Origin of the sequence: Streptomyces sp. NPDC052043 (assembly GCF_044548235.1) — a bacterium.
GTDB lineage: Bacteria > Actinomycetota > Actinomycetes > Streptomycetales > Streptomycetaceae > Streptomyces.
Map to the genome: position 1 here is coordinate 15,610 of NZ_JBIUBT010000026.1, position 17,377 is coordinate 32,986.

The 17,377-nt window shown below is 68.4% G+C and carries 22 protein-coding genes and 3 pseudogenes; 13 read left to right on the top strand and 12 right to left on the bottom strand.

Going from position 1 to position 17,377, the window contains the following annotated elements:
• Positions 1 to 77 precede the first annotated feature (77 nt).
• The 5 genes from ACIHCX_RS37445 to ACIHCX_RS37465 all read left to right on the top strand — a co-directional run bounded on the left by ACIHCX_RS37445 (position 78) and on the right by ACIHCX_RS37465 (position 2,646).
• Complete coding sequence (locus ACIHCX_RS37445) at positions 78 to 320, top strand: hypothetical protein (RefSeq protein WP_400037766.1); 243 nt, start codon at positions 78 to 80, stop codon at positions 318 to 320.
• On the top strand, positions 317 to 688 hold the full coding sequence (locus ACIHCX_RS37450; protein WP_400037768.1) for a hypothetical protein: 372 nt from the start codon (positions 317 to 319) through the stop codon (positions 686 to 688). Before ACIHCX_RS37445 ends, ACIHCX_RS37450 begins: the two co-directional genes overlap by 4 nt.
• 104 nt (positions 689 to 792) lie before the next feature.
• The gene (locus tag ACIHCX_RS37455) at positions 793 to 1,164 is read left to right on the top strand and encodes a hypothetical protein (protein ID WP_400037770.1); all 372 of its coding nucleotides are present in this window, start codon (positions 793 to 795) and stop codon (positions 1,162 to 1,164) included.
• A gap of 912 nt (positions 1,165 to 2,076) precedes the next feature.
• Positions 2,077 to 2,373, top strand: coding sequence for a hypothetical protein (locus tag ACIHCX_RS37460; protein ID WP_400037772.1), 297 nt, complete (start codon positions 2,077 to 2,079; stop codon positions 2,371 to 2,373).
• A gap of 96 nt (positions 2,374 to 2,469) precedes the next feature.
• Positions 2,470 to 2,646 (top strand): hypothetical protein, encoded by a 177-nt coding sequence (locus ACIHCX_RS37465; protein WP_400037774.1) that lies wholly within the window; start codon positions 2,470 to 2,472, stop codon positions 2,644 to 2,646.
• Positions 2,647 to 2,694: 48 nt separating this feature from the next.
• On the opposite strand, the gene ACIHCX_RS37470 is transcribed toward ACIHCX_RS37465, so the two are convergent.
• From ACIHCX_RS37470 to ACIHCX_RS37495, 6 genes are all read right to left on the bottom strand, one after another.
• On the bottom strand, positions 2,695 to 3,438 hold the full coding sequence (locus ACIHCX_RS37470) for a GNAT family N-acetyltransferase (protein ID WP_400037776.1): 744 nt from the start codon (positions 3,436 to 3,438) through the stop codon (positions 2,695 to 2,697).
• A 235-nt stretch (positions 3,439 to 3,673) separates the two neighbouring features.
• The gene (locus tag ACIHCX_RS37475) at positions 3,674 to 3,946 is read right to left on the bottom strand and encodes a sigma-70 family RNA polymerase sigma factor (protein WP_400037778.1); all 273 of its coding nucleotides are present in this window, start codon (positions 3,944 to 3,946) and stop codon (positions 3,674 to 3,676) included.
• 24 nt (positions 3,947 to 3,970) lie between these two features.
• Positions 3,971 to 4,255: a helix-turn-helix domain-containing protein gene (locus ACIHCX_RS37480; RefSeq protein ID WP_400037780.1), complete on the bottom strand. Its 285-nt coding sequence runs from the start codon at positions 4,253 to 4,255 to the stop codon at positions 3,971 to 3,973.
• Positions 4,256 to 4,523: 268 nt separating this feature from the next.
• Entirely contained in the window at positions 4,524 to 4,997 is a 474-nt protein-coding gene (locus tag ACIHCX_RS37485) for a hypothetical protein (RefSeq protein ID WP_400037782.1), read from the bottom strand.
• Between the two features lie 16 nt (positions 4,998 to 5,013).
• Positions 5,014 to 5,223, bottom strand: coding sequence for a hypothetical protein (locus tag ACIHCX_RS37490; RefSeq protein WP_400037784.1), 210 nt, complete (start codon positions 5,221 to 5,223; stop codon positions 5,014 to 5,016).
• Between the two features lie 51 nt (positions 5,224 to 5,274).
• The gene (locus ACIHCX_RS37495; RefSeq protein WP_400037786.1) at positions 5,275 to 5,655 is read right to left on the bottom strand and encodes a hypothetical protein; all 381 of its coding nucleotides are present in this window, start codon (positions 5,653 to 5,655) and stop codon (positions 5,275 to 5,277) included.
• A gap of 75 nt (positions 5,656 to 5,730) precedes the next feature.
• Here ACIHCX_RS37495 and ACIHCX_RS37500 point away from each other — a divergent pair, with 75 nt between their 5' ends.
• Positions 5,731 to 6,498, top strand: coding sequence for a transposase (locus tag ACIHCX_RS37500; protein ID WP_400037788.1), 768 nt, complete (start codon positions 5,731 to 5,733; stop codon positions 6,496 to 6,498).
• A 190-nt stretch (positions 6,499 to 6,688) separates the two neighbouring features.
• On the opposite strand, the gene ACIHCX_RS37505 is transcribed toward ACIHCX_RS37500, so the two are convergent.
• Positions 6,689 to 7,576, bottom strand: coding sequence for a LysR family transcriptional regulator (locus ACIHCX_RS37505; protein ID WP_400037790.1), 888 nt, complete (start codon positions 7,574 to 7,576; stop codon positions 6,689 to 6,691).
• Positions 7,577 to 7,774: 198 nt separating this feature from the next.
• Here ACIHCX_RS37505 and ACIHCX_RS37510 point away from each other — a divergent pair, with 198 nt between their 5' ends.
• Genes ACIHCX_RS37510 through ACIHCX_RS37520 form a run of 3 tightly spaced genes read left to right on the top strand, consistent with a single transcriptional unit; the run spans position 7,775 to position 11,373 of the window.
• Positions 7,775 to 9,178, top strand: coding sequence for an MFS transporter (locus tag ACIHCX_RS37510; RefSeq protein WP_400037792.1), 1,404 nt, complete (start codon positions 7,775 to 7,777; stop codon positions 9,176 to 9,178).
• Positions 9,179 to 9,193: 15 nt separating this feature from the next.
• Positions 9,194 to 10,333, top strand: a complete 1,140-nt coding sequence (locus ACIHCX_RS37515; protein WP_400037794.1) for a RidA family protein — start codon at positions 9,194 to 9,196, stop codon at positions 10,331 to 10,333.
• Entirely contained in the window at positions 10,330 to 11,373 is a 1,044-nt protein-coding gene (locus ACIHCX_RS37520; protein WP_400037796.1) for a C45 family autoproteolytic acyltransferase/hydolase, read from the top strand. The genes ACIHCX_RS37515 and ACIHCX_RS37520 overlap by 4 nt, the downstream gene beginning before the upstream one ends.
• A 305-nt stretch (positions 11,374 to 11,678) precedes the next feature.
• Here ACIHCX_RS37520 and ACIHCX_RS37525 read toward each other — a convergent pair whose 3' ends face one another.
• Positions 11,679 to 12,092 (bottom strand): hypothetical protein, encoded by a 414-nt coding sequence (locus ACIHCX_RS37525; protein ID WP_400037798.1) that lies wholly within the window; start codon positions 12,090 to 12,092, stop codon positions 11,679 to 11,681.
• A gap of 191 nt (positions 12,093 to 12,283) precedes the next feature.
• A pseudogene (locus ACIHCX_RS37530) lies at positions 12,284 to 12,472 on the bottom strand (IS701 family transposase); the annotation flags it as partial.
• Positions 12,473 to 12,624: 152 nt separating this feature from the next.
• Here ACIHCX_RS37530 and ACIHCX_RS37535 point away from each other — a divergent pair.
• Entirely contained in the window at positions 12,625 to 13,128 is a 504-nt protein-coding gene (locus tag ACIHCX_RS37535) for an NUDIX hydrolase (RefSeq protein ID WP_400037800.1), read from the top strand.
• Positions 13,129 to 13,178: 50 nt separating this feature from the next.
• Positions 13,179 to 13,391 (top strand): annotated as a pseudogene (locus tag ACIHCX_RS37540) (IS5/IS1182 family transposase); the annotation flags it as partial.
• 147 nt (positions 13,392 to 13,538) lie between these two features.
• Here ACIHCX_RS37540 and ACIHCX_RS37545 read toward each other — a convergent pair.
• On the bottom strand, positions 13,539 to 13,943 hold the full coding sequence (locus ACIHCX_RS37545; RefSeq protein ID WP_400037802.1) for a type II toxin-antitoxin system PemK/MazF family toxin: 405 nt from the start codon (positions 13,941 to 13,943) through the stop codon (positions 13,539 to 13,541).
• A gap of 208 nt (positions 13,944 to 14,151) precedes the next feature.
• Between ACIHCX_RS37545 and ACIHCX_RS37550 the strand changes: the two are divergent.
• A pseudogene (locus tag ACIHCX_RS37550) lies at positions 14,152 to 15,373 on the top strand (IS701 family transposase).
• 83 nt (positions 15,374 to 15,456) lie between these two features.
• Here the strand turns inward: ACIHCX_RS37550 and ACIHCX_RS37555 are convergent.
• Both ACIHCX_RS37555 and ACIHCX_RS37560 read right to left on the bottom strand, forming a co-directional pair.
• Positions 15,457 to 15,993, bottom strand: a complete 537-nt coding sequence (locus tag ACIHCX_RS37555) for an NUDIX hydrolase (protein ID WP_400037804.1) — start codon at positions 15,991 to 15,993, stop codon at positions 15,457 to 15,459.
• 130 nt (positions 15,994 to 16,123) lie between these two features.
• The gene (locus tag ACIHCX_RS37560; protein ID WP_400037806.1) at positions 16,124 to 16,855 is read right to left on the bottom strand and encodes a hypothetical protein; all 732 of its coding nucleotides are present in this window, start codon (positions 16,853 to 16,855) and stop codon (positions 16,124 to 16,126) included.
• Between the two features lie 116 nt (positions 16,856 to 16,971).
• On the opposite strand from ACIHCX_RS37560, the gene ACIHCX_RS37565 reads away from it, so the two are divergent.
• On the top strand, positions 16,972 to 17,310 hold the full coding sequence (locus ACIHCX_RS37565) for a hypothetical protein (RefSeq protein ID WP_400037808.1): 339 nt from the start codon (positions 16,972 to 16,974) through the stop codon (positions 17,308 to 17,310).
• Positions 17,311 to 17,377: the final 67 nt, after the last annotated feature.

Below are 17,377 nucleotides of genomic sequence, written 5' to 3' on the forward strand. Positions count from 1 at the left end.
TGGAGAACGCGTTCATCGAGGCAGCCTGGATCCGGCACCACCGCTCCGGCGGCCCCGAGCACGTGCTGCAGGCCGCCGTGACCGACGCCAACAAGCTCATGAAGGTCGCCGCGCTGGCCTTCTTCGGCGACATCGGGCGGACCGACGATGTCTACCGGGAACTGCGCGCCCGCTGCGGACCGCGTGCGGTGGACATCCTCAAGCAGTGCCAGAACGGCGCCCACGCCACGGGCGCTCAGATCACCGACACTCACCGCTTCGTGGACGAGGTCCAGGACCTCGTACAGAGGGTGCGCAAGCCGGAGGTGCGCGGGCGATGAGCACCAAGGTCACCTCTGTCGAAGAGTTCCTGTTGACGGCTGACCGGTTGCTTTCCGGTCTCAGCGTCAGGGCGACGCCGGCCGGCCGTCACCGCGGAGCCGCCCTCGCGCTGCGGACAGCCCTGGAGATCACCGTCGATCGCACGCTCAACGCTGCGGTTCTGGGTCTCGCTGGCACCACCACGCGGGCCAAGATGCTCTGCCTGCGTTGCTACACAGCGCCGAAGACCGCACGCCGGGCCAACGCTCTCTGGTCGCACCTCTGCCTGGGGTGCCACTTCCACCAGTACGAGATCGGTCCCACCCGCGACCAGGTTCGTGCATGGCGTGCGGAGGTGGGCGAACTGGTCGAGGTGTTGGTCCACTGACTACCCGTTAACAGACGGCCTCTGTGCCTGATAGTTCTTTCGCTGGGGCCCGGGCATAGGCCCGGCGCAGCGCCTTCCGGGGTGCTGCAGGGGAGGGGATGTACATGAGCACCACCACACGCGACGAGATCACCGCCATAGAGCAGAAGGCGGTAGACCGCGCCTACGACTGCTACAACGAGCGGCTGGCCGAACTAACTGGTGGGTCAATCGCCTCGGCCGCCGCCAGTGGCAAGGACAGCGTCGCGAACCGGATCGATGCCGAGGAAAGAGCCGCGGCGTACGGCGGTCTCGGCAACGCATCGCTGGTCGTCAGCCGCGTGGACGTGCAGGACGGGCCCGGTGAGAAGCCCGATACCTGGTACATCGGCAGGCGTGCCGTTTCCGATGTCAGGACCCGCGACACCGTATGTCGTGCTGTGGACTACCGACCAGGCCGAGAAGTGGTCCGAGGCCCTGCCCGACGCCCCGGGTGAAGTCGTCCTGCGGCGGCAGCTGCGTTGCACGCAGCGCGTCGTCGAAGGCTACGTCGACGAGACCTCCGTCGTCGTCCCCGCCCGGCGGCCGGCCGTGGACTGCCGGGGGATCGTTGGGGAGGGGCGGCTGCTCGGGGGTGGCCGGCCTTCTCTGGGCCACGCTTGGCATGTCGCCGGTGTCGGCGATCGGGAGTGGAGCTGCGGTCTTCGCTGGGGTCTTTGGGCTCTGCATGACGGCCGTGGCTTACGTGAAGAAGCAGGGTAACTAGCGCTGCGTGGGGCGGTTCCAAGTCGAACCGCTGCCAAGCGGCCGCCGTGTAGCCCTTGCCGCCGAGGACGAGGTGTCAGACGATCTTGCCTGCGCATGCGGCATGCCCGGTCGAGCTCAGCTGACCGCCCTGGCCGCCGCTCCCGCCCTCGTCACGGGCTTGCCTGACGTGAGAGGGGACGGGATCGGTGTGAGACTGGGCACGGAAGGGGTGATCTCCGTGTCGGACCCACCGCACGTGTCCTCCGGTCCAGACATTGCCGTTGACGAGAATCGGCTGGAACAGCTGATTGTCGAGGCGCAGACTGCCCTGCCGGTCGAACTGCCCGCCCTGGCGAATCAGTGCGCCTCAGGTAAGGGCGCAGCCGGTGCTCGCCGACTGGGCTGCGTCCTGTCGAGTCGCAGGCCTGGTCGGCGGCTCGGCGGAACGTACCCGTACGCTTGGGCACGCCCCCTCACCCGGGCGCGCGTCGGAGGGCGGCGACAGCGCGACCTCCACCCGGCCGTCCCCGGTCGTGGCCCGCCGCAGACCGCCCGCCCGCTTCCGCGCCTGACCCGGGCACACCGTCCGCCGGCGGCGCGGGCAAGCCCAACGCGGCCTTGGGTAAACCCGCGTTGTCGGTGCTGGCTGGAAGGCTGGTCGGATGAACGGTGATGAGCAGCTGCTGCGTGGCCGGGTCTACGGCCACGACCACGACGACCCTAACCCCGGTCCGCTTCCGCACCGGACGTACGCCACGCTGATAGGCGGGCCGCTGGACGGGTTGCTGCTGGACATCACGGGCTGGCGGCCGGAGGAAGTCGACGACGGCGTGGCCTTGTCCACCGAGCTCGGGCAGTTCCCTGGAGGCCGTGCCCTGTACGACCCGCGCCCCGGCGAAGCACGCACGCCCGGCCCCGGCGTCGCGTGCCGCTTCTACCACTCCGGCGACACGCCCTGACCGTAGCCCCGACCATGAGCCCGACCACGACAGGTCAGCGCGCTGACATACCGCGCCGACCGCCCGCGCGCCCGGCGGGCATCGAGGAAGCTCTCCGTGCGGGCGCCTTCTTCGTGCGCCGCCGCTTACGGCCACCACGGCAGGGTGGTCGGCGTACTCGGCTGGAACACCCCGCGCCAGATGCGCACACTGCGCCGCCTGATCCTCGAACGCACGCCGTGGACGACCGTTACGGCCACACCCGCGCCCCGCCGCCCGGCCACCGTGAACTGAACCTCATCAGGTCGTTGCAGACAGCAAGGGGGGCCGTACGAAGGCGACCTACGGCACTACGACGGTCAGCGACGTGCTGGTCAGTTCGAAATCGAGCTTCTCGTACACGCGGCGTGCCGGATTCGCGTCGCTCACGGCGAGGGCGACTTCGGCCAACCCATCGGCCGCCGCATCGCTGAGCACTCGGCGGAGCAGGTCGGCGCCAAGTCCCGCGTAGCGTTCCCCTGGTTGGCGAAACACGTCGGCGATCCAGGGCAGGCCGTTGCGGTCGGTGACGATCGCCCCGGCGACGACGTGGTCCGTCTCGTCCACTACCAAGGCACTGCACGGAAGCACGGGACCGAGGACGGAGCCCGCCAGCAGAGGTGCCAGACGCTCGTTCAGTGCTTGTTCGTCGCTGCCCTGGTGATGGTCAGGGTGCCCGGCGGCAAATGCGGCTCGCCATGCCGGGAAGACCGCGTCGGCGGCGCGGTCGCAAGGAACCACGCGAAGTCCGTCTCCGACGCGCGATGACCAGTCGGCCGGCGGTGGAGACGCGATCAGGTCCGTTCGCATCTCATGAGCGTGCCGCATCACCCGGGCGCCGCGGCACAGCAGTTGCCCGCCGAGCTCCACCGATCCCGACACTGCCCATCCGGACATGTCGGAGACGATGGTGTCCACGGGGTTGGGGCCGACCACTTCGGCCAGGTCCGCCCATGGGTGCCCCTCGCGAACACCGCGCAGGTAGGTCAGGACCGGCACACCGTGCGCGTTCGTCAGGGTCTGGCGCTGGTCGTCGTTCTCAGTCACTCTTCGTCCTCGGTGGATCACGTGCGATCGGTGCTGACATCCTGCGGTTTCGCGTTCGGCGCGGCAACAGAATTAAGGCCCACCTCGGCAGACCTGCTGAACTTCCCCCGCTCCAGGCTGTGCCGGACGAGACCGAGCAGCTCAGCCTGTTCGCCCCGGCCGCCGCCTGAGCCGCTACGCACGAGCGCCCGCCTGCCCCGCTCTGCAGGGGCCGGCGGGCGCTCGTCGTGCGAGGTCACGCAGTCTTGTGGGGTGCCTTGCTCCGGGTGTGGCCGCTGGCGATGTTGGACACGCGCTGCGGCGTCACCTCCAGGTGCGGCGCCAGCTCGTACCGGTCGCGGCCCGAGTCGAGGAGGCCGCGCCCGGTCTTCTGTCGCTGGATGCGCAGCCACCGCTGCAAGTCGGGCACGGCATTGAGCGCGGCGGTGAGGACCCTGGCCTGCTCGATGGTCGGCTCCGCTTCGAGGCCAGTGAGCGTGGAGAACGGCTCGGGGAGAGTGTCGTCCATGCGGACCAGCGTAGAGAGTACCCACTATGCATGCACGGCGGGGCCCCGTGCCAGTTCCTTCTCCAGGACAGCGAACTGCTCATCGGACACCTTGGGCAGTTTCGGCGGCCCCGCGGAGGCGAGCGCGGTCATTCCGCCCTCCCGCCAGGCACGACGCCAGCGTTCCACCGACCGCTCACTGACCCGCAGGCACTTCGCGATCACCGCGGTTCTCTCACCGCGACCGAACCGCTCCCCCGCCTCGTACCGGATCCGCTCGCGTAACAGCCGGCGCTCCGCGGTCAGCCCTCCACCCTGCGCGTACCGCATAACTCCGACGTACCGCAGGGATCACCCCACGTCACCACCCCCGACAACAATCCGAAGAGGTCAGTAGGTCGGCCGTTTGCGGCCCACTGGCGGAGGAGGAGGGCGTACGCCTCGGCGCGGTCCGTGGTCGCCGGGCCGGCCATGAGGACACGGATGTCTGGGGCAACGCGCTGTGCTCCTGGCGCGCCGCGGCGCGGGGGTTGACCATCACGCGGGGCCCGGCGAAGTGAGACTCGAACATGTGGTCGGAATGGCGGAGTAGACCGGTTCAGCGGCTGGCCCCCTCCGGCCACAGCACCCGCACCGGGACGCCGGTCCGGCGGGCGTACCCGACTACGTCCGCGGTTCCGCCGAAAGCGCGGGCTGGTTCCCCGTCCCACACGGCGATCAGCTCATCTACCAGACCCACCATGGCCTCGCTGCCCGCCTGGTGCGCCTCAGAGGTTGACTCGACCATGCCGGTCTCGTGGACGTCGGCCGCGTGGGCGTACAGCTCGTCATAGACGGGGTGATGCCATTTCGGAAGGTTCTCGCGGTACTCGCTTGCTGGGATGACGACTTCGAGTTGACCGCCGCGCTGGAGGACGGTTTCGGCGAACCAGGAGTCTGGGCCGTCCGCGATGCAGGACACGGCTGTCAGGTCGTCGGTGCCGTAGGCGCGTACGGCCTCATCGAGCATCGCGCGCACCTGCTGCTCTACGTTCTTGCTCAGCCCGCGGTGGCCGGTGATCCCTACCCGCATATTTTGTTCCCCTCTCCTACAGGTAGACGCCGTGTAGGCGCTCGTCGAAGTCCCGCACCACCTTGGGCGGGGTGGCGGTGGTGAGGGTACGGCGCACGGCGCGGGCTCGCTCGATGATCCGCCCAGAGCGGTACTGGACACCGGTGGTGAAGGCGCGGGAGGCGAGGGCGAACGCAGCCTCAACTCTGCCGGCGGCGAGGTGGCCGGCCGCGATGTCCAGTACCAAGGGCTGTCCCGTAAGTGCTGTTCATCTCCAACGGGCGACAGCCCGCGGCAGTCAACAGAAGATGAGCTCGACTTCCTTCTCCAAGCAGTACTTCATGACGGTGACCAGTTGGCGCACGTCGTCGATGCGTCGCTCAAGGACGGGGTCCCCATCCTCGTGTTCCCGCTGGTCGGTGATTGCTTCCAGCCTGGGCAGCATGGCCGCGCATTGAGCGGGCGCGAGAGAGCCCTCGTCGTCTGGATGGTCGAGGAGCGGCGCCAGCGTGGTGGAGACGCTGCTCCACATGCGGTCGCCACCGAATCCGTCCATCTCCGCAAGGGTGAACCCCTCTGCCTGAGCCAGCCACTCCCTGAACATGTTGAAGCCGGTGTAGGACCAGGAGACGTCTGGGCTGGTCACGTCGTCGTCTCCGGGGGAGAGCATGAGCCCCATCCTGTTCCTCCTTGCTTACCCGGGGCCCAGGATCAGCCGCGGGGAGACGTGTCGGCAACTGAAATGATCTGGCGTATGGCTGGTGTGATCACGGCGTCGGAGTCCTCGTGGATAGCCCCGTTCACCGGGCTGAGCCCGTGTGCCTTTGCCAAACTGGTGACGGTTCTGCGGCGCGAGGGTGCGGACGCGGTCCGCAGGGGCCGGCCGTGGAGCCTGTCGTTGGAGGACCGGGCCCTGCTGGTCGCGACGTGCTGGCGCACGAACCTGACCATGCGCCAACTGGCGCCGCTCTTCGGGGTTTCCAAATCGGCGGCGGATCGACTCATCGATCACCTCGGGCCGATGCTCGCCCTCCAGCCCCGCAAGCGGTTCGCGAAGGACACCGTGCTGATCGTCGACGGCGCCCTGGTGCCCACCCGGCATCACGCTGTTGCCGAGCAGTCGAAGAACTACCGGTACTCCACCAACCACCAGGTCGTCATCGACGCCGACACCCGCCTCGTCGTGGCCGTCGGCCGGCCCCTGCCCGGCAACCGAAATGACTGCAAGGCATGGGAGGAGTCCGGCGCGAAGGACGCCGTCGGCACGACCATAACCATCGCCGATGGCGGCTATCCGGGCACCGGGCTCGTGATGCTCCACCGGCGCCGCAAGGGCGAGGAGCTGCCCGGCTGGAAGCAGGCCCACAACAAGTCCCACAAGCAGGTCCGCGCCCGCGTCGAGCACGTCTTCGCCCGCATGAAGACCTGGAAGATCCTCCGCGACTGCCGTCTCAAAGGCGACGGCGTCCACCACGCCATGCTCGGGATCGCACGGATACACAACCTCGCCCTCGCCGGATAGACCACCAAGCCGTACAGCAGCCCCGTGCCCAAGGCCACTCAAGATCAATTACGGGACAGCCCTTAGTTGCGCTTCGGCGGCATCGCCGCTTTGCGTGGCTCCGCTCTCCGACGGTGACTGTCCGGGCCCCGACGCCCGTTCTCCAAGCCGCACGCCCAGCGGCGGGGAGCGTCGTCCCATCACCGACGCGTCACGGCAGAACGTGCGGGCCGTACCGAGCAACACAGTGGTCCTGCAGCCTGCGAGCCATGGTGGCCAGTAGGGCGGCGGCGTGGTGGGCCGGGTCCCAGGCGGCGAACAGGCGGATGTCCAGGGTATGTTCACCCGCGGTGAGCGGGACGCCCACCAGTCCGAACCGGGGGTCGTCGGAGACCACTGCCACCCCCCGGCCCGCCGCGGCGAGTGCTTGGGCGACCTGGGAGTTGCCACACTCGACGACGTCCCTGGGCATCAGTCCCTGAGCGGTGAGTGCCTCCTGGAGCACGAGTCGCGGGCGGAAGGAGCGGTCCAGCAAAATCAGCCAGTCGTCCAGCAGCTCCGGCAGATCGAGCACTTCCCGCCCCGCCTTGGGGTGGTCCGGCGGCATATAGGCGAACATCGGGAACACGGCCACGGCGAGTGAGTTCCACTGCACGGGCGGCGCATGTGTGACCAGGGCAAGGTCGGTGCCCTGGTAGAGCGTCTCCAGTGCCTTGGGGCCGTCGGTCTCCACCACGGAAGGCAGGGGGTCGTCGGGGCCGAAGGTCGCGATGAAGGGCGCCACGACATCGGTGAGGGTGGTGGTGGGCGCCGCGATCGTGACCTGCAGCAGCCGTCCGGCGGAGATCGTCTCGGCCGCCCCGAGAGCCACGTCCGCACTATGCAGCACGTCCCGGGCGTGTCCGAGGAACTGCTTCCCTGCCGCCGACAGACGCAGGCGTCCGGCACGCCGGTCGAACAGGACCACCTTGAGCTCGCGCTCCAGTTCCTTCATCTGGCGGGAGAGCGCGGGCTGCGTGATGCTGACCTGTTCCGCCGCGGCACTGACCGACTCAGCCTCGGCGACCGCCACGAAATATCTGAGCGTGCGGAGCTCCATGCCTGCGAGTATGCCGTCAGGGCATACCGATGGAAAGTAATTGGCACTGGCCCACATAGCCTGCGGTGGCTGAAAGTGGAGCCCTGCGGATGTGTCCCCGGCGCCGCAAGAGGCCGGGGCTGTCCTGTTCCGGCCGCCGCGGCCCGCGTACCCAGGTATGTGTCCCGCGGTGGCGTCGCTCTCACAAAAGGTTCCCGCGTGAACAACTCCTCTCGTGCCCGCGGTGACAACTCGACGCGCAGAGCCGCTGCCGCTTCGCTGATCGGCACGACCGTCGAGTGGTACGACTTCTTCATCTACGCCACAGCCGCCGCCCTGGTCTTTCCCCATGTGTTCTTCCCCGACGGTATGAACCCGCTGCTCGCCACCGTCGTCTCGTTCGGCACCACGTCGTTCGGTTACGTGGGACGGCCGATCGGCGCGCTTCTCTTCGGTCACTTCGGCGACCGGATCGGCCGCAAGGCGACCCTCGTCGTCACCATCCTCGTCATGGGAGTCGCCACCACGGGTATCAGTCTCCTACCCGGCTATGCGACCGCCGGTGCCGTCGCCCCGGTACTGCTGATCTCGCTGCGGCTGGTGCAGGGCATCGCCGTCGGCGGCGAGTGGGGTGGTGCCGCCCTGATGGCGGTGGAGCATGCCCCCGAGGGCCGGCGCAGCTTCTTCGGCGCCTTCACCCAGGTCGGTTCGTCGATCGGCGCCCTGATGTCGTCGCTGCTCTTCGCCGCCTCCGAAACCCTGGGCGGACCGCTGAGCGACGGCAGCTGGCGCTACCCCTTCCTGTTCTCGGCGGTGCTCGTGGTCATCGGGCTCCTCATCCGCACCAGGGTCGACGAGTCGCCCGTCTTCCGGGAGATGCAGTGCGACGACGAGATCGCCTCCGCCCCGCTGCTGGAGGCACTGCGCCAGCATCGCGGCACCATCGTGCTGGCGGCCGGTGCCATGGTGGTCGCCACCGGCGGCTACTACGTCACGTCCTCGTTCTGGCTCGTCCACGCCACCACAGCCGGGGGCATGGACGAGGGGCGGGCTCTCAACCTGCTCAGCGTCGCGGCGGCCTTCGAAATCGCCTGCACGCTCGGCGCGGGCCGGATCGCCGACCGCCTCGGGACCTCGCGGACCGTCGTCGTGGGATTGGCGTCCGCGGCCGTCGTCGCGCCGTTGTGGTTCGCTGCCGCGCACAGTGACGTCCTGGTCCTGGTGGTTTTGGCCGCCGCGCTGATGGCGGTGCCGACTGGAGCCCACTATGGCCCGATGGCCCGGCTGCTGGTCGATCTGTTCCCCCGCCGGGTCCGCTACAGCGGCATGTCGATGGCCTACCAACTGGCGGCGCTCACCGCGGGTGCGCTGACCCCTGTGGTCGTTCCGGTCCTCTACGCCGCCGGGGGCAAGCGCCCGCTCCTCGTACTGCTGTTCCTCGCCGTGCTGTGCGCCCTGTCCCTCTGCTGCGTCCTCGCCTTGGGCCGACGAGCCGGGACCCACACCGAGACCACCGGCACCACATCCACCGGTCTCACTACCGCCGGCACGACGACCACCGGCGCCGGACCCGTGGCCCCCGCCACGGCCGCCGACGCCGCCGAACCCCGCACTGATCGCTGAAGGAGAGACCGTTCCATGACGCACCAACAACCAGCCGAGCCGACGCCCGAGTCCGTGAGCCGGGCCCTCGATGCACTAGTGTTTCTAGGTACGGAGCTGTCCGGTTCGGACAACGACGGGCCAGGCGAGGCGTCCGCCCCGGCAGTCCGGGACCTGGCGACCCACTGCCGCCGCGAGGCCGACCACCTCGCGGGCACGCTCGCCGCGTACGGCAGGACACTCGGCAGCCTGCTCGTCCTGGACGTCGTGTACGACCCCGAGCGGGTCGACGCGGAGACGGCCCGGGCGGTCCTCTCCGACGTCCTACCGTCCGAGGCCCGCCCGTGTCTGACGGCGATCCCGGTACTGCCCGGCTCCCTGGGCGGCCGGAGCCCGCTCGCGCTCCAGGGCGTGTCCACGGCGGAACCGGTCGTCCCGGCCGACCCGGACCGGTTCCCGCAAGCTGCCGCTGCGGGTGTGCTGGTCGCTGTGGCGGGCCAGTTCACCGACACGGACGACGACATGGTCACCCAGACCAGCGAGGTCATGGACCGGGTCGCAGACCTGCTGCGCGCCCACGGCGCTGGATGGGACGACGCAGTTCGCTTCGACGTCTTCTACCGGGCGGAAGGCACCACGGAAGGATGGGCGGTCAACGCACGCGAACGCGCCCGCCGGTTCATGGAACCGGGCCCGGCCACCACCGGCATCCCGGTGGGCTTCCTGCCCGGACGCGCCAAGATCCTGCTGCGCACCCTGGCCGTCCGCGGCGCACGCGGCCTCGGGCTGCGCAGCGCGTCGTGGCCGTCCGGGCACTGGGACTGGCCGTTCCACCTGCCCTACAAGCATGGTATTGGCGCGGCCAGCACCGTCTTCGTGGGTGGACAGGTCTCGCTCGCGCCGGACGCCTCGGTCATCGACCCCGACGACCTCGCCGCCCAGACCACGACGAGCGTGGACAACATCCTGAAGGTGGCCGCCGAACTCGGCCTGGGCGCGCACTCGGTGCTAAGGCTCATCGCCTTCTACCGGCACACCGGCCCGGACGACGCGGCCACCGTCCGCCAGGTCGTCCAGGACCGACTCGCGGACCACACGTACCAGCTGACCCTCGTCGGACTGCCATATCTCGCCTACGAGCGCATGGTCGTCGAGATCGAGGCCGAGCTGCGATGACGGTTATCGACTGCGCGGGCACCGGCCGCCAGATGGGACGGGCCCACGGGGAACAGGCACGAGACGCCGTGCGTGCGGCTCTCGAACGCTGGCGTGCCGACGCCGGCGGCGGGGTCGGCGGGCTGGTGCACACCTTTCCCCTGCTGGACACGGTTCAGCGTCTGATGCCGGAACTCGCCGACGAGCTGCGGGGGATCGCCGAGGGCGCGGCGGTGCCCTTCGAGGACGTCGTCGCGTACAACTGTATGGACGAGCAGTGGTGGCTGGGACGGCAGCACCAGCGACGGGCCGGGTGCAGCGTGCTGGGCAGCCACACCACGCACGGCACGTTGCTGGCCCAGAACATGGATCTGCCGCCCGCCATGGACGGCACGCAAATCGTGCTGCGGCTGCGGCCGAAAGACGGGCCCGAGCAACTGGTGCTCAGCGCGGCCGGGCTGGTCGGGCTCACGGGCGTGAACGCGGCGGGCGTCGCCGTCTGCGTCAACACCCTCGGCATGCTGCACGGAGGCCCGGAGGGGCTGCCCGTGGCGGCGGTGATCCGCGGCGCCCTGACCCGGCGCACCCGGGAGGAGGCGATCGCCTTCCTCTCAGCCGTGCCGCACGCCAGCGGGCAGCACTACGCCGTCGCCGACGCTGACGGGCTGGGCAGCGTCGAGTGCTCCGCAGGTGGGGTCGTCTCCGCCCTCGCCCCCGGGGATCGGCGGATCGTGCACACGAATCACCCACTGGCCAGCACAGACATCGACCCCGTCGCACTGGAGGAACTTCGAGCGGAGGAACGGCTTGGTGATTCGGAGGCCCGACTGGCCTTCCTGGCCAGCGCGCTGCGGCTCGAGGGCTCGTCGGCCGCCCTGGAACGGCTGCTAGAGGACACCACCGTTCCCGTCTGCATGAGCGGTCGACCCGGCTGGCCCATGCGGACTTTCGGCACGGTCTCCTACGCACTGGGCTCGGTCCCTCGGGCCCGGTTCAGGCTCGGCCTGCCGGAGTCGGCGCAGTGGACCGAACCGGGTTGGTCGGGCCCGGCCGCCAGCTGACCTGGCACGGGGGCCGGGCGGACCAGCCGGTGAATTCGGCGGGCGAGTGCCCCTTCGTAGCGCGCCGCCCCTTCAACAGTCTTTGGCCCCCTACGGCAGGTCTTCGAGCTGGGCGAGCAGGTCGACAGCGGTGGCCACGGCCGCGACGGCGTCTGCGCGGGACCAGGTGAAAAAGGCGGCCAGCTCGTTGAGCGCCCCACCACCGTGGCAGCATGACTGACTTCGGCCCAGCGCCCGCTGACATGCGGAGCCGTCCACATACCTTTCGACAGGTATGCAGACGGCTCTCAGTTGGCCACACTCGTCTACGCCTGGATCCACCGCCTCAGCGCCTCGACCGTGTCCTCCGGCGTTGTGTTGAAGCACAGCCGGATCCCGGGCGCCGCCTCGGTGAGGAGGTTGACCAACCGCTCGAACAGCAGGGTGTTCTCCGGCAGCATCCGCATGCCACCGCCGATCATCACCAAGCCGAACGCGTGCTCCTGGAGCTGCTCCCGGACAGTCGCCTCGGCGCGGTCCGGAGAGATGTCGATCAGGCACGGAAAAACATCGAACCCCGCTTCGCGCAGCGCCGCGTTCGCCGCCTCGATCCGGGCAGTGAGCACCGCCTCGTCGACACCGTCGGGCATCCGGCTGTAGTCGAGCGCACTCGGGTGCAGACCGATGGACAGTACCTTCGTGTCGCCCGGCAGGGGAGTCGAGGTCGTCGGTCGGCCCATGGACGGTGTCCTCTCTGCTCACGTCATGCTGATCTTCCCGGTGTATCACGGAAGTTGGGCAGATGGCCCGCTCGGTTCGAAATCGGTAGACGATCTCGGCCGGCTCCCCGGCACCTCGGCGCCAACGATCCGCTGGTATGCGGACGGCTCCCGAGCGCAGCTCAGATCCACAGATCTTGACAATTACTCCCTCGGGCGCTGTCGGCATCCCAGACGGCTCGGCACAGCAGATGCTGCATGCCGTGTGGGCTGGTCTCCCCGGCCCATTCCGCGGTCGTCCGGCAGTTCCTGCGCGGCAAGTCCGACAGCAAGCCCGATACCAGCCGACCGGCCTGCAGCCGGGGCTCGACCCGGGCGAACCGGCCCGCGATCAGGCTCATGGCCGCCTCGAACGCTGCCCGCCATCGACGGATCTATGCTGTGACCTGCGGTCACCGTCTCTTCGTCAGTCCACACAGCTCACGGTGATCGACGGTGGTTGCACCCCTCTCCGTGGACACTGGCGAACCAGCCTTCACGTACGGTCTGCGGCATGACAGCAGAAGTTGTGAAGTCGCCCAGACCCCGGGTGCAGTTGGTCATCGGCATTATCCGCCGAGACGACGGGATCCTGCTCGTGCGGGAGAGTCTCGGCACCGACGGCGAGATGCTCTGGTCACTGCCCGGCGGCGGGGTTGAGGACGGCGAGCTCCTGCACGAAACCCTTCGGCGCGAGCTGAAGGAGGAGACCGGACTGCTGATCGGCGACCCGGTGCGGACCGCGTTCCTGATGCACATCGACTCCGAGCAACATCCCTCGGCAATGGCCGTGGCCTTCGAGATCGACGAGTGGTCGGGGGGCCTCACCCCGCACGACGACGACATCGAACAAGCCGCCTTCTTCCCCCTGCCCGACGCCCTGAAGTTGCTCGGCGAACTGGACAGCGCAACGCAGCGGGAGCCCATTGTCGGCTATCTGACCGGGGCCATCGCCCCGGGGACCACCTGGCTGTACCGCAACCGTGGCAAGGAAGAGACGCTCGTCGCCCGCTGGTGACGACAGACAGCGGCCACCACGTGATCACGATCTACAGCTGGAGCATTAAGCAGGAAAAGCTCGTGACCTGGGCCAAACGGCATCTCAACCTCACGATCAAGCCGGTTAGCCGTCCCAAGGCCTCCGGCTTTGTCGTCCTGCCCTGCCGCTGGGTCGTCGAGAGGTCACTGGCCTGGATGATGCACGCCCGCCAGCATGCTCGGGACTACGAACGGCTTGTTCAGCACTCCGAGACTCTGATCACCCGGGCGGCGATCACTCTGCCTGAGCCGCAATGGTCCCCGCACCGAAAGCTGGACGAAAAAGGCCTAGTACTCCAGCCGTAGATCGTGATCTTGTTGCTGGAGGGCGGTGGAGAGGGGGCCGCCGTCGGTCGTCGACGAGATCGAGCTGGGCAGCAGAGGCGTCCGCTACTCGAGTCCTCCGAGACGGCGGGCATCTTTGATCTCGCGGAGCCTGGCAGCCGTCATCGGGGTGCACTCCCTCCTCTGTCCTGCGGTATGGAGGGCGGTTCCAACCTCGCTGAGCTTCGCGGAGGACAACACGCCCGCTCGCTCGATCAGGTCGTCCCGGGCGACAGTGGTCAGCCAGGTGCAAGGAGTAAAGCCTGGACCCGGGAACGCGAACCGCAGCACGCCTTCGAAGGGCAGCCCTTCCCGGGCGCCTATCGCCACTTCAACGCCCAGGCCGCTGATGTCGACGCCCGCTGGCGCAACGACCTGCATGACCTGGAACCCGGATGACTCGTCGTCCGACAGCAGCACGACCGGGCGTCGCTCGTCGAAGTCGACCCACCAGACTTCGCCGCGTTGCATGTGTCCTCCTGGTACGAGTCGGCGGGCGGACGCTGCATGCCCGAGCGGGACACCGGATGCGGCCCCGTCTTCGCACGTCGTGACCGAGGGGGTGGTGAAGACGGGTGCGGCCACCGGTGATCATCGGTGTGTGAAGACTGAAGATCACGCGGTAGCCGCGGGTCATAGCGTAGACCCTGTCCGCTGGCAGGAGGCGTTCGAGGTCGTGATGGGCCGGATAGCGGGCCGGTTCGCGCGGGTTGAACCCCGGCGCGGGGTGCAGGACTTGGTGCTGGGGCTGCTGTCGGACCTGCCGCGCAAGAACTGCTGGAGCATCGCCGAGTGGGCCGGGGAAGCGAGCCCGGACGGCATGCAGCACCTGCTCGGCCGGGCCAGGTGGGATGCCGACACCGTGCGCGACGACGTGCGTGAGTACGTACTGGAGCACCTGCATGACAAGGATGCGGTGCTGGTGGTCGATGAGACCGGGGATGTGAAGAAGGGCACGCACACCGTCGGTGTCCAGCGCCAGTACACCGGCACCGCCGGGAGGATCGAGAACTCCCAGGTCGCCGTCTACCTCGTCTACGCGGGCCGCCGCGGACACGCGGCAGTGGACCGTGAGCTGTACATCCCGCGCTCGTGGACGTGCGACCCGGGCCGCTGCCGGGCCGCCGGCCTGGGCGAGGACACCGTCTTCGCGACCAAGCCAGAGCTGGCCGCCCGGATGATCGGCAGGTTCCTTGACGCCGGGCACCGCGTGGGCTGGGTCGCGGGCGACGAGGTCTACGGCGGCAACCCGAAACTGCGGGCGGCGCTGGAAGGGCGCGGCGTCGGCTATGTGCTCGCCGTCGCCTGCTCCCATGAAGTCACGGCCGATGCCGGGAAGTTCCGCGCGGATGCCCTGGCCGTCAAGGTGCCGAAGCGGGCCTGGCAGAAGCTGTCGGCAGGGGCCGGCGCCAAGGGACACCGCTTCTACGACTGGGCCGTCATCGACCTGGCTGAACCCCGCCCCAGCAGCCATCAACTGCTGATCCGCCGCAACCGCACCACCGGTGAACTGGCTTACTACCGCTGCTGGTCGCCCAGCGACGGTGCCTTTGGCCACGCTGGTGCGTGTCGCCGGGTCGAGGTGGCGGGTGGAGGAGACCTTCCAGGCCGGAAAGGGCCTGGCCGGACTGGACGAGCACCAGGTCCGCCGCTTCACCTCGTGGTCTCGCTGGGTCACCCTGGCCATGCTCGCTCACGCCTTCCTCGCAGTCGTCCGCGCTGACGAACACGCCCGGCATCCCGCCCCGGACAGGTTGATCCCGCTCACCTGCAACGAAATCCAGCGACTGTTCATGACGGTGGTCGTCCGGCCCGTGCACGATGCGGCCCACCGGCTCGGCTGGTCCGCCTGGCGACGCCGCCATCAGGCCCGAGCCCAGGCCAGCCATTACCGCCGATAAGCCGCAAATCAGCCATGAAGATCACGATCTACGGCTGGAGTACTAGCCTGCCCCCTGACCTGCGAGGGCTCAGAAGACAGAACTCATCCGGATGTTGTCATCGTCACGCGGCCCTCTCTGATCCAGCCTATGCACTGCTTCATTCGGAGACGATCTTCAGAGAAGTACCCCTGCCAAGGCTCGTCGAGCCGCAACCATGCTGCGGGCTGCCCGTCCTCTGGGGCCAGCGGAGGTCGATGGTCGACGACCGCCATGAATGACACACCCATGACGGCCGACCAGTCGGGATGATATGAGCGAACGGTGACAGCAGCCGGGGCGCCAAGAAGTTCTACTGTCAGCCCGGTTTCTTCGAATAGCTCCCGCCTGGCCGCCTCTCGTGGAGTCTCTCCTGGATCCACCTTGCTGCCCGGCGCCACCCACCCGCGCCAGCGGTGATTCACCATCAAGACGTGCGTCAGGTTCGAATCGAACACCCACACCTCAGTCGCTAGCGGACCGTCCTGGGACGCGCTAGGACGGAGCAGCCACTTCAAGGCATCGTCGTACTCAGCTAGAGCCACCTGCGCATCACGGATCGCAGCTTTGAGAGTGCGTGGATCTATCAGCTGGTGTGTCACCTGCCGGAGAGTAGACGAGCCCTCTGACAGCGAGCCGTCATTGGCCCAGCCACCGAAGTAACACGTACTCAGCACCAAGACCGTCAGTCAAACCGCTGAGCCCTGACCGGCCTGCCTGGCCCGACTCGGGTCAGCCGCACTTCTCGTTCGAATCCTGATCGACGACCGCGACCTGCGATCCGCGGGGCCCGCTCAGCTCCGCTCTCCCAAGAGTTGCAGGCACCATTTGTCGATCATTGAACGTCCAGGCGACCAGATCCGCGGAGGTGTGCACGCTGGACCCCAGGTCCAGGCTCCGGCGGGCAGCCACCCACTCAACAAGGGCCTGGGAATCCTCAGGAAGCCCGGTGAAGTGAACCAAGTTCGAGTACCAGATATCGCGGTCGAACCCGGCTTCGAACCATGCATCATCCGCCAGTTCCTCCGCCAGATACCCGGCGAACCGTTCGACGGTGTGGTCTGACGGAGAAGCGCACAGCATGATACTCGCGGGAGTGAGAGTCAGCCCTGTCAGCTCCAGCCGGATGGCTCCCACCCGGTCGGACGCCTGGCGCAGTGCTGCCTGATACCGCATGACCCGCTCGTCGTCCTTGGGGAGGTTTGGCCGGTAATGCTCCAGCGTGCGGATAGTGAAATGCGAGGAGATCGACGCACCTGTGGGCCAGTGCGAGTCTCCTGCTACAGCCATTGCCTCCGCAGTAACGCGCTCCATTCGTCGCGCCACTGATGAGTCCGGCCGCAGGATCACGGTGAGACCCCAGCGTCCTCCGCCTTCCAGGGGCGGCTCCTGGTGGGGGACGTCCCCGGACAGGAGTGCGTCCCGCCCCCGTTCGAACAGCTCTGCAAACCGCGTGTTTTCCATACGCCTGATCTTGCCCTGCCGATCCATCCTGATCTACGCGTGTCCAGTGCGTTGGCCGGTCTGGCCGTTCTGTGCGTGTGTGGGTTCCTTGATGGTCTGGGTCGCGGGGGCCGGTGGTGTGTGCTGTTGTCCTGGCCGTCCTCGGTGTACCGGGCCGTGCCCGGCTCAGGTTGCGTGCCGCGCACGCGCTTCGCGCGGCGCAGGCCTCGCCGGCCGAGGTTGCCGTCCCGCTGCTCGGGCTGGTGGCCGACGGCGCGCACGGGCGGTTGTGCGTCGACGACGTCCACAGGGCCGGCTCACTACCCGGAACACGACGCTTCACCCACCTCCTGTACTCCTTCGCCGCCGTCGGTCCCCAAGCCGACACCATCGTCACCCACCCACCCACCCACCACCCACTGCTCTACGCCATGGGCTCACGAAGCCTGGGGCGCACCGCACGACCGGTGTGGTGACCGTTGGCGTGCTGGGTGGGCGGTAAGAGCGTTCACCTTCATTCATTGCAACGTTCGAAGTTGACTT

Coding starts and splice junctions, on each gene's coding strand:
- ACIHCX_RS37450 (WP_400037768.1), top strand. CDS start 317: ATGAGCACCAAGGTCACCTCTGTCGAAGAGTTCCTGTTGACGGCTGAC.
- ACIHCX_RS37525 (WP_400037798.1), bottom strand. CDS start 12,092: ATGGGCCGACCGACGACCTCGACTCCCCTGCCGGGCGACACGAAGGTA.
- ACIHCX_RS37505 (WP_400037790.1), bottom strand. CDS start 7,576: ATGGAGCTCCGCACGCTCAGATATTTCGTGGCGGTCGCCGAGGCTGAG.
- ACIHCX_RS37545 (WP_400037802.1), bottom strand. CDS start 13,943: ATGCAACGCGGCGAAGTCTGGTGGGTCGACTTCGACGAGCGACGCCCG.
- ACIHCX_RS37515 (WP_400037794.1), top strand. CDS start 9,194: ATGACGCACCAACAACCAGCCGAGCCGACGCCCGAGTCCGTGAGCCGG.
- ACIHCX_RS37500 (WP_400037788.1), top strand. CDS start 5,731: ATGGCTGGTGTGATCACGGCGTCGGAGTCCTCGTGGATAGCCCCGTTC.
- ACIHCX_RS37560 (WP_400037806.1), bottom strand. CDS start 16,855: ATGGAAAACACGCGGTTTGCAGAGCTGTTCGAACGGGGGCGGGACGCA.
- ACIHCX_RS37495 (WP_400037786.1), bottom strand. CDS start 5,655: ATGGGGCTCATGCTCTCCCCCGGAGACGACGACGTGACCAGCCCAGAC.
- ACIHCX_RS37460 (WP_400037772.1), top strand. CDS start 2,077: ATGAACGGTGATGAGCAGCTGCTGCGTGGCCGGGTCTACGGCCACGAC.
- ACIHCX_RS37485 (WP_400037782.1), bottom strand. CDS start 4,997: ATGCGGGTAGGGATCACCGGCCACCGCGGGCTGAGCAAGAACGTAGAG.
- ACIHCX_RS37535 (WP_400037800.1), top strand. CDS start 12,625: ATGACAGCAGAAGTTGTGAAGTCGCCCAGACCCCGGGTGCAGTTGGTC.
- ACIHCX_RS37455 (WP_400037770.1), top strand. CDS start 793: ATGAGCACCACCACACGCGACGAGATCACCGCCATAGAGCAGAAGGCG.
- ACIHCX_RS37475 (WP_400037778.1), bottom strand. CDS start 3,946: ATGGACGACACTCTCCCCGAGCCGTTCTCCACGCTCACTGGCCTCGAA.
- ACIHCX_RS37480 (WP_400037780.1), bottom strand. CDS start 4,255: ATGCGGTACGCGCAGGGTGGAGGGCTGACCGCGGAGCGCCGGCTGTTA.
- ACIHCX_RS37520 (WP_400037796.1), top strand. CDS start 10,330: ATGACGGTTATCGACTGCGCGGGCACCGGCCGCCAGATGGGACGGGCC.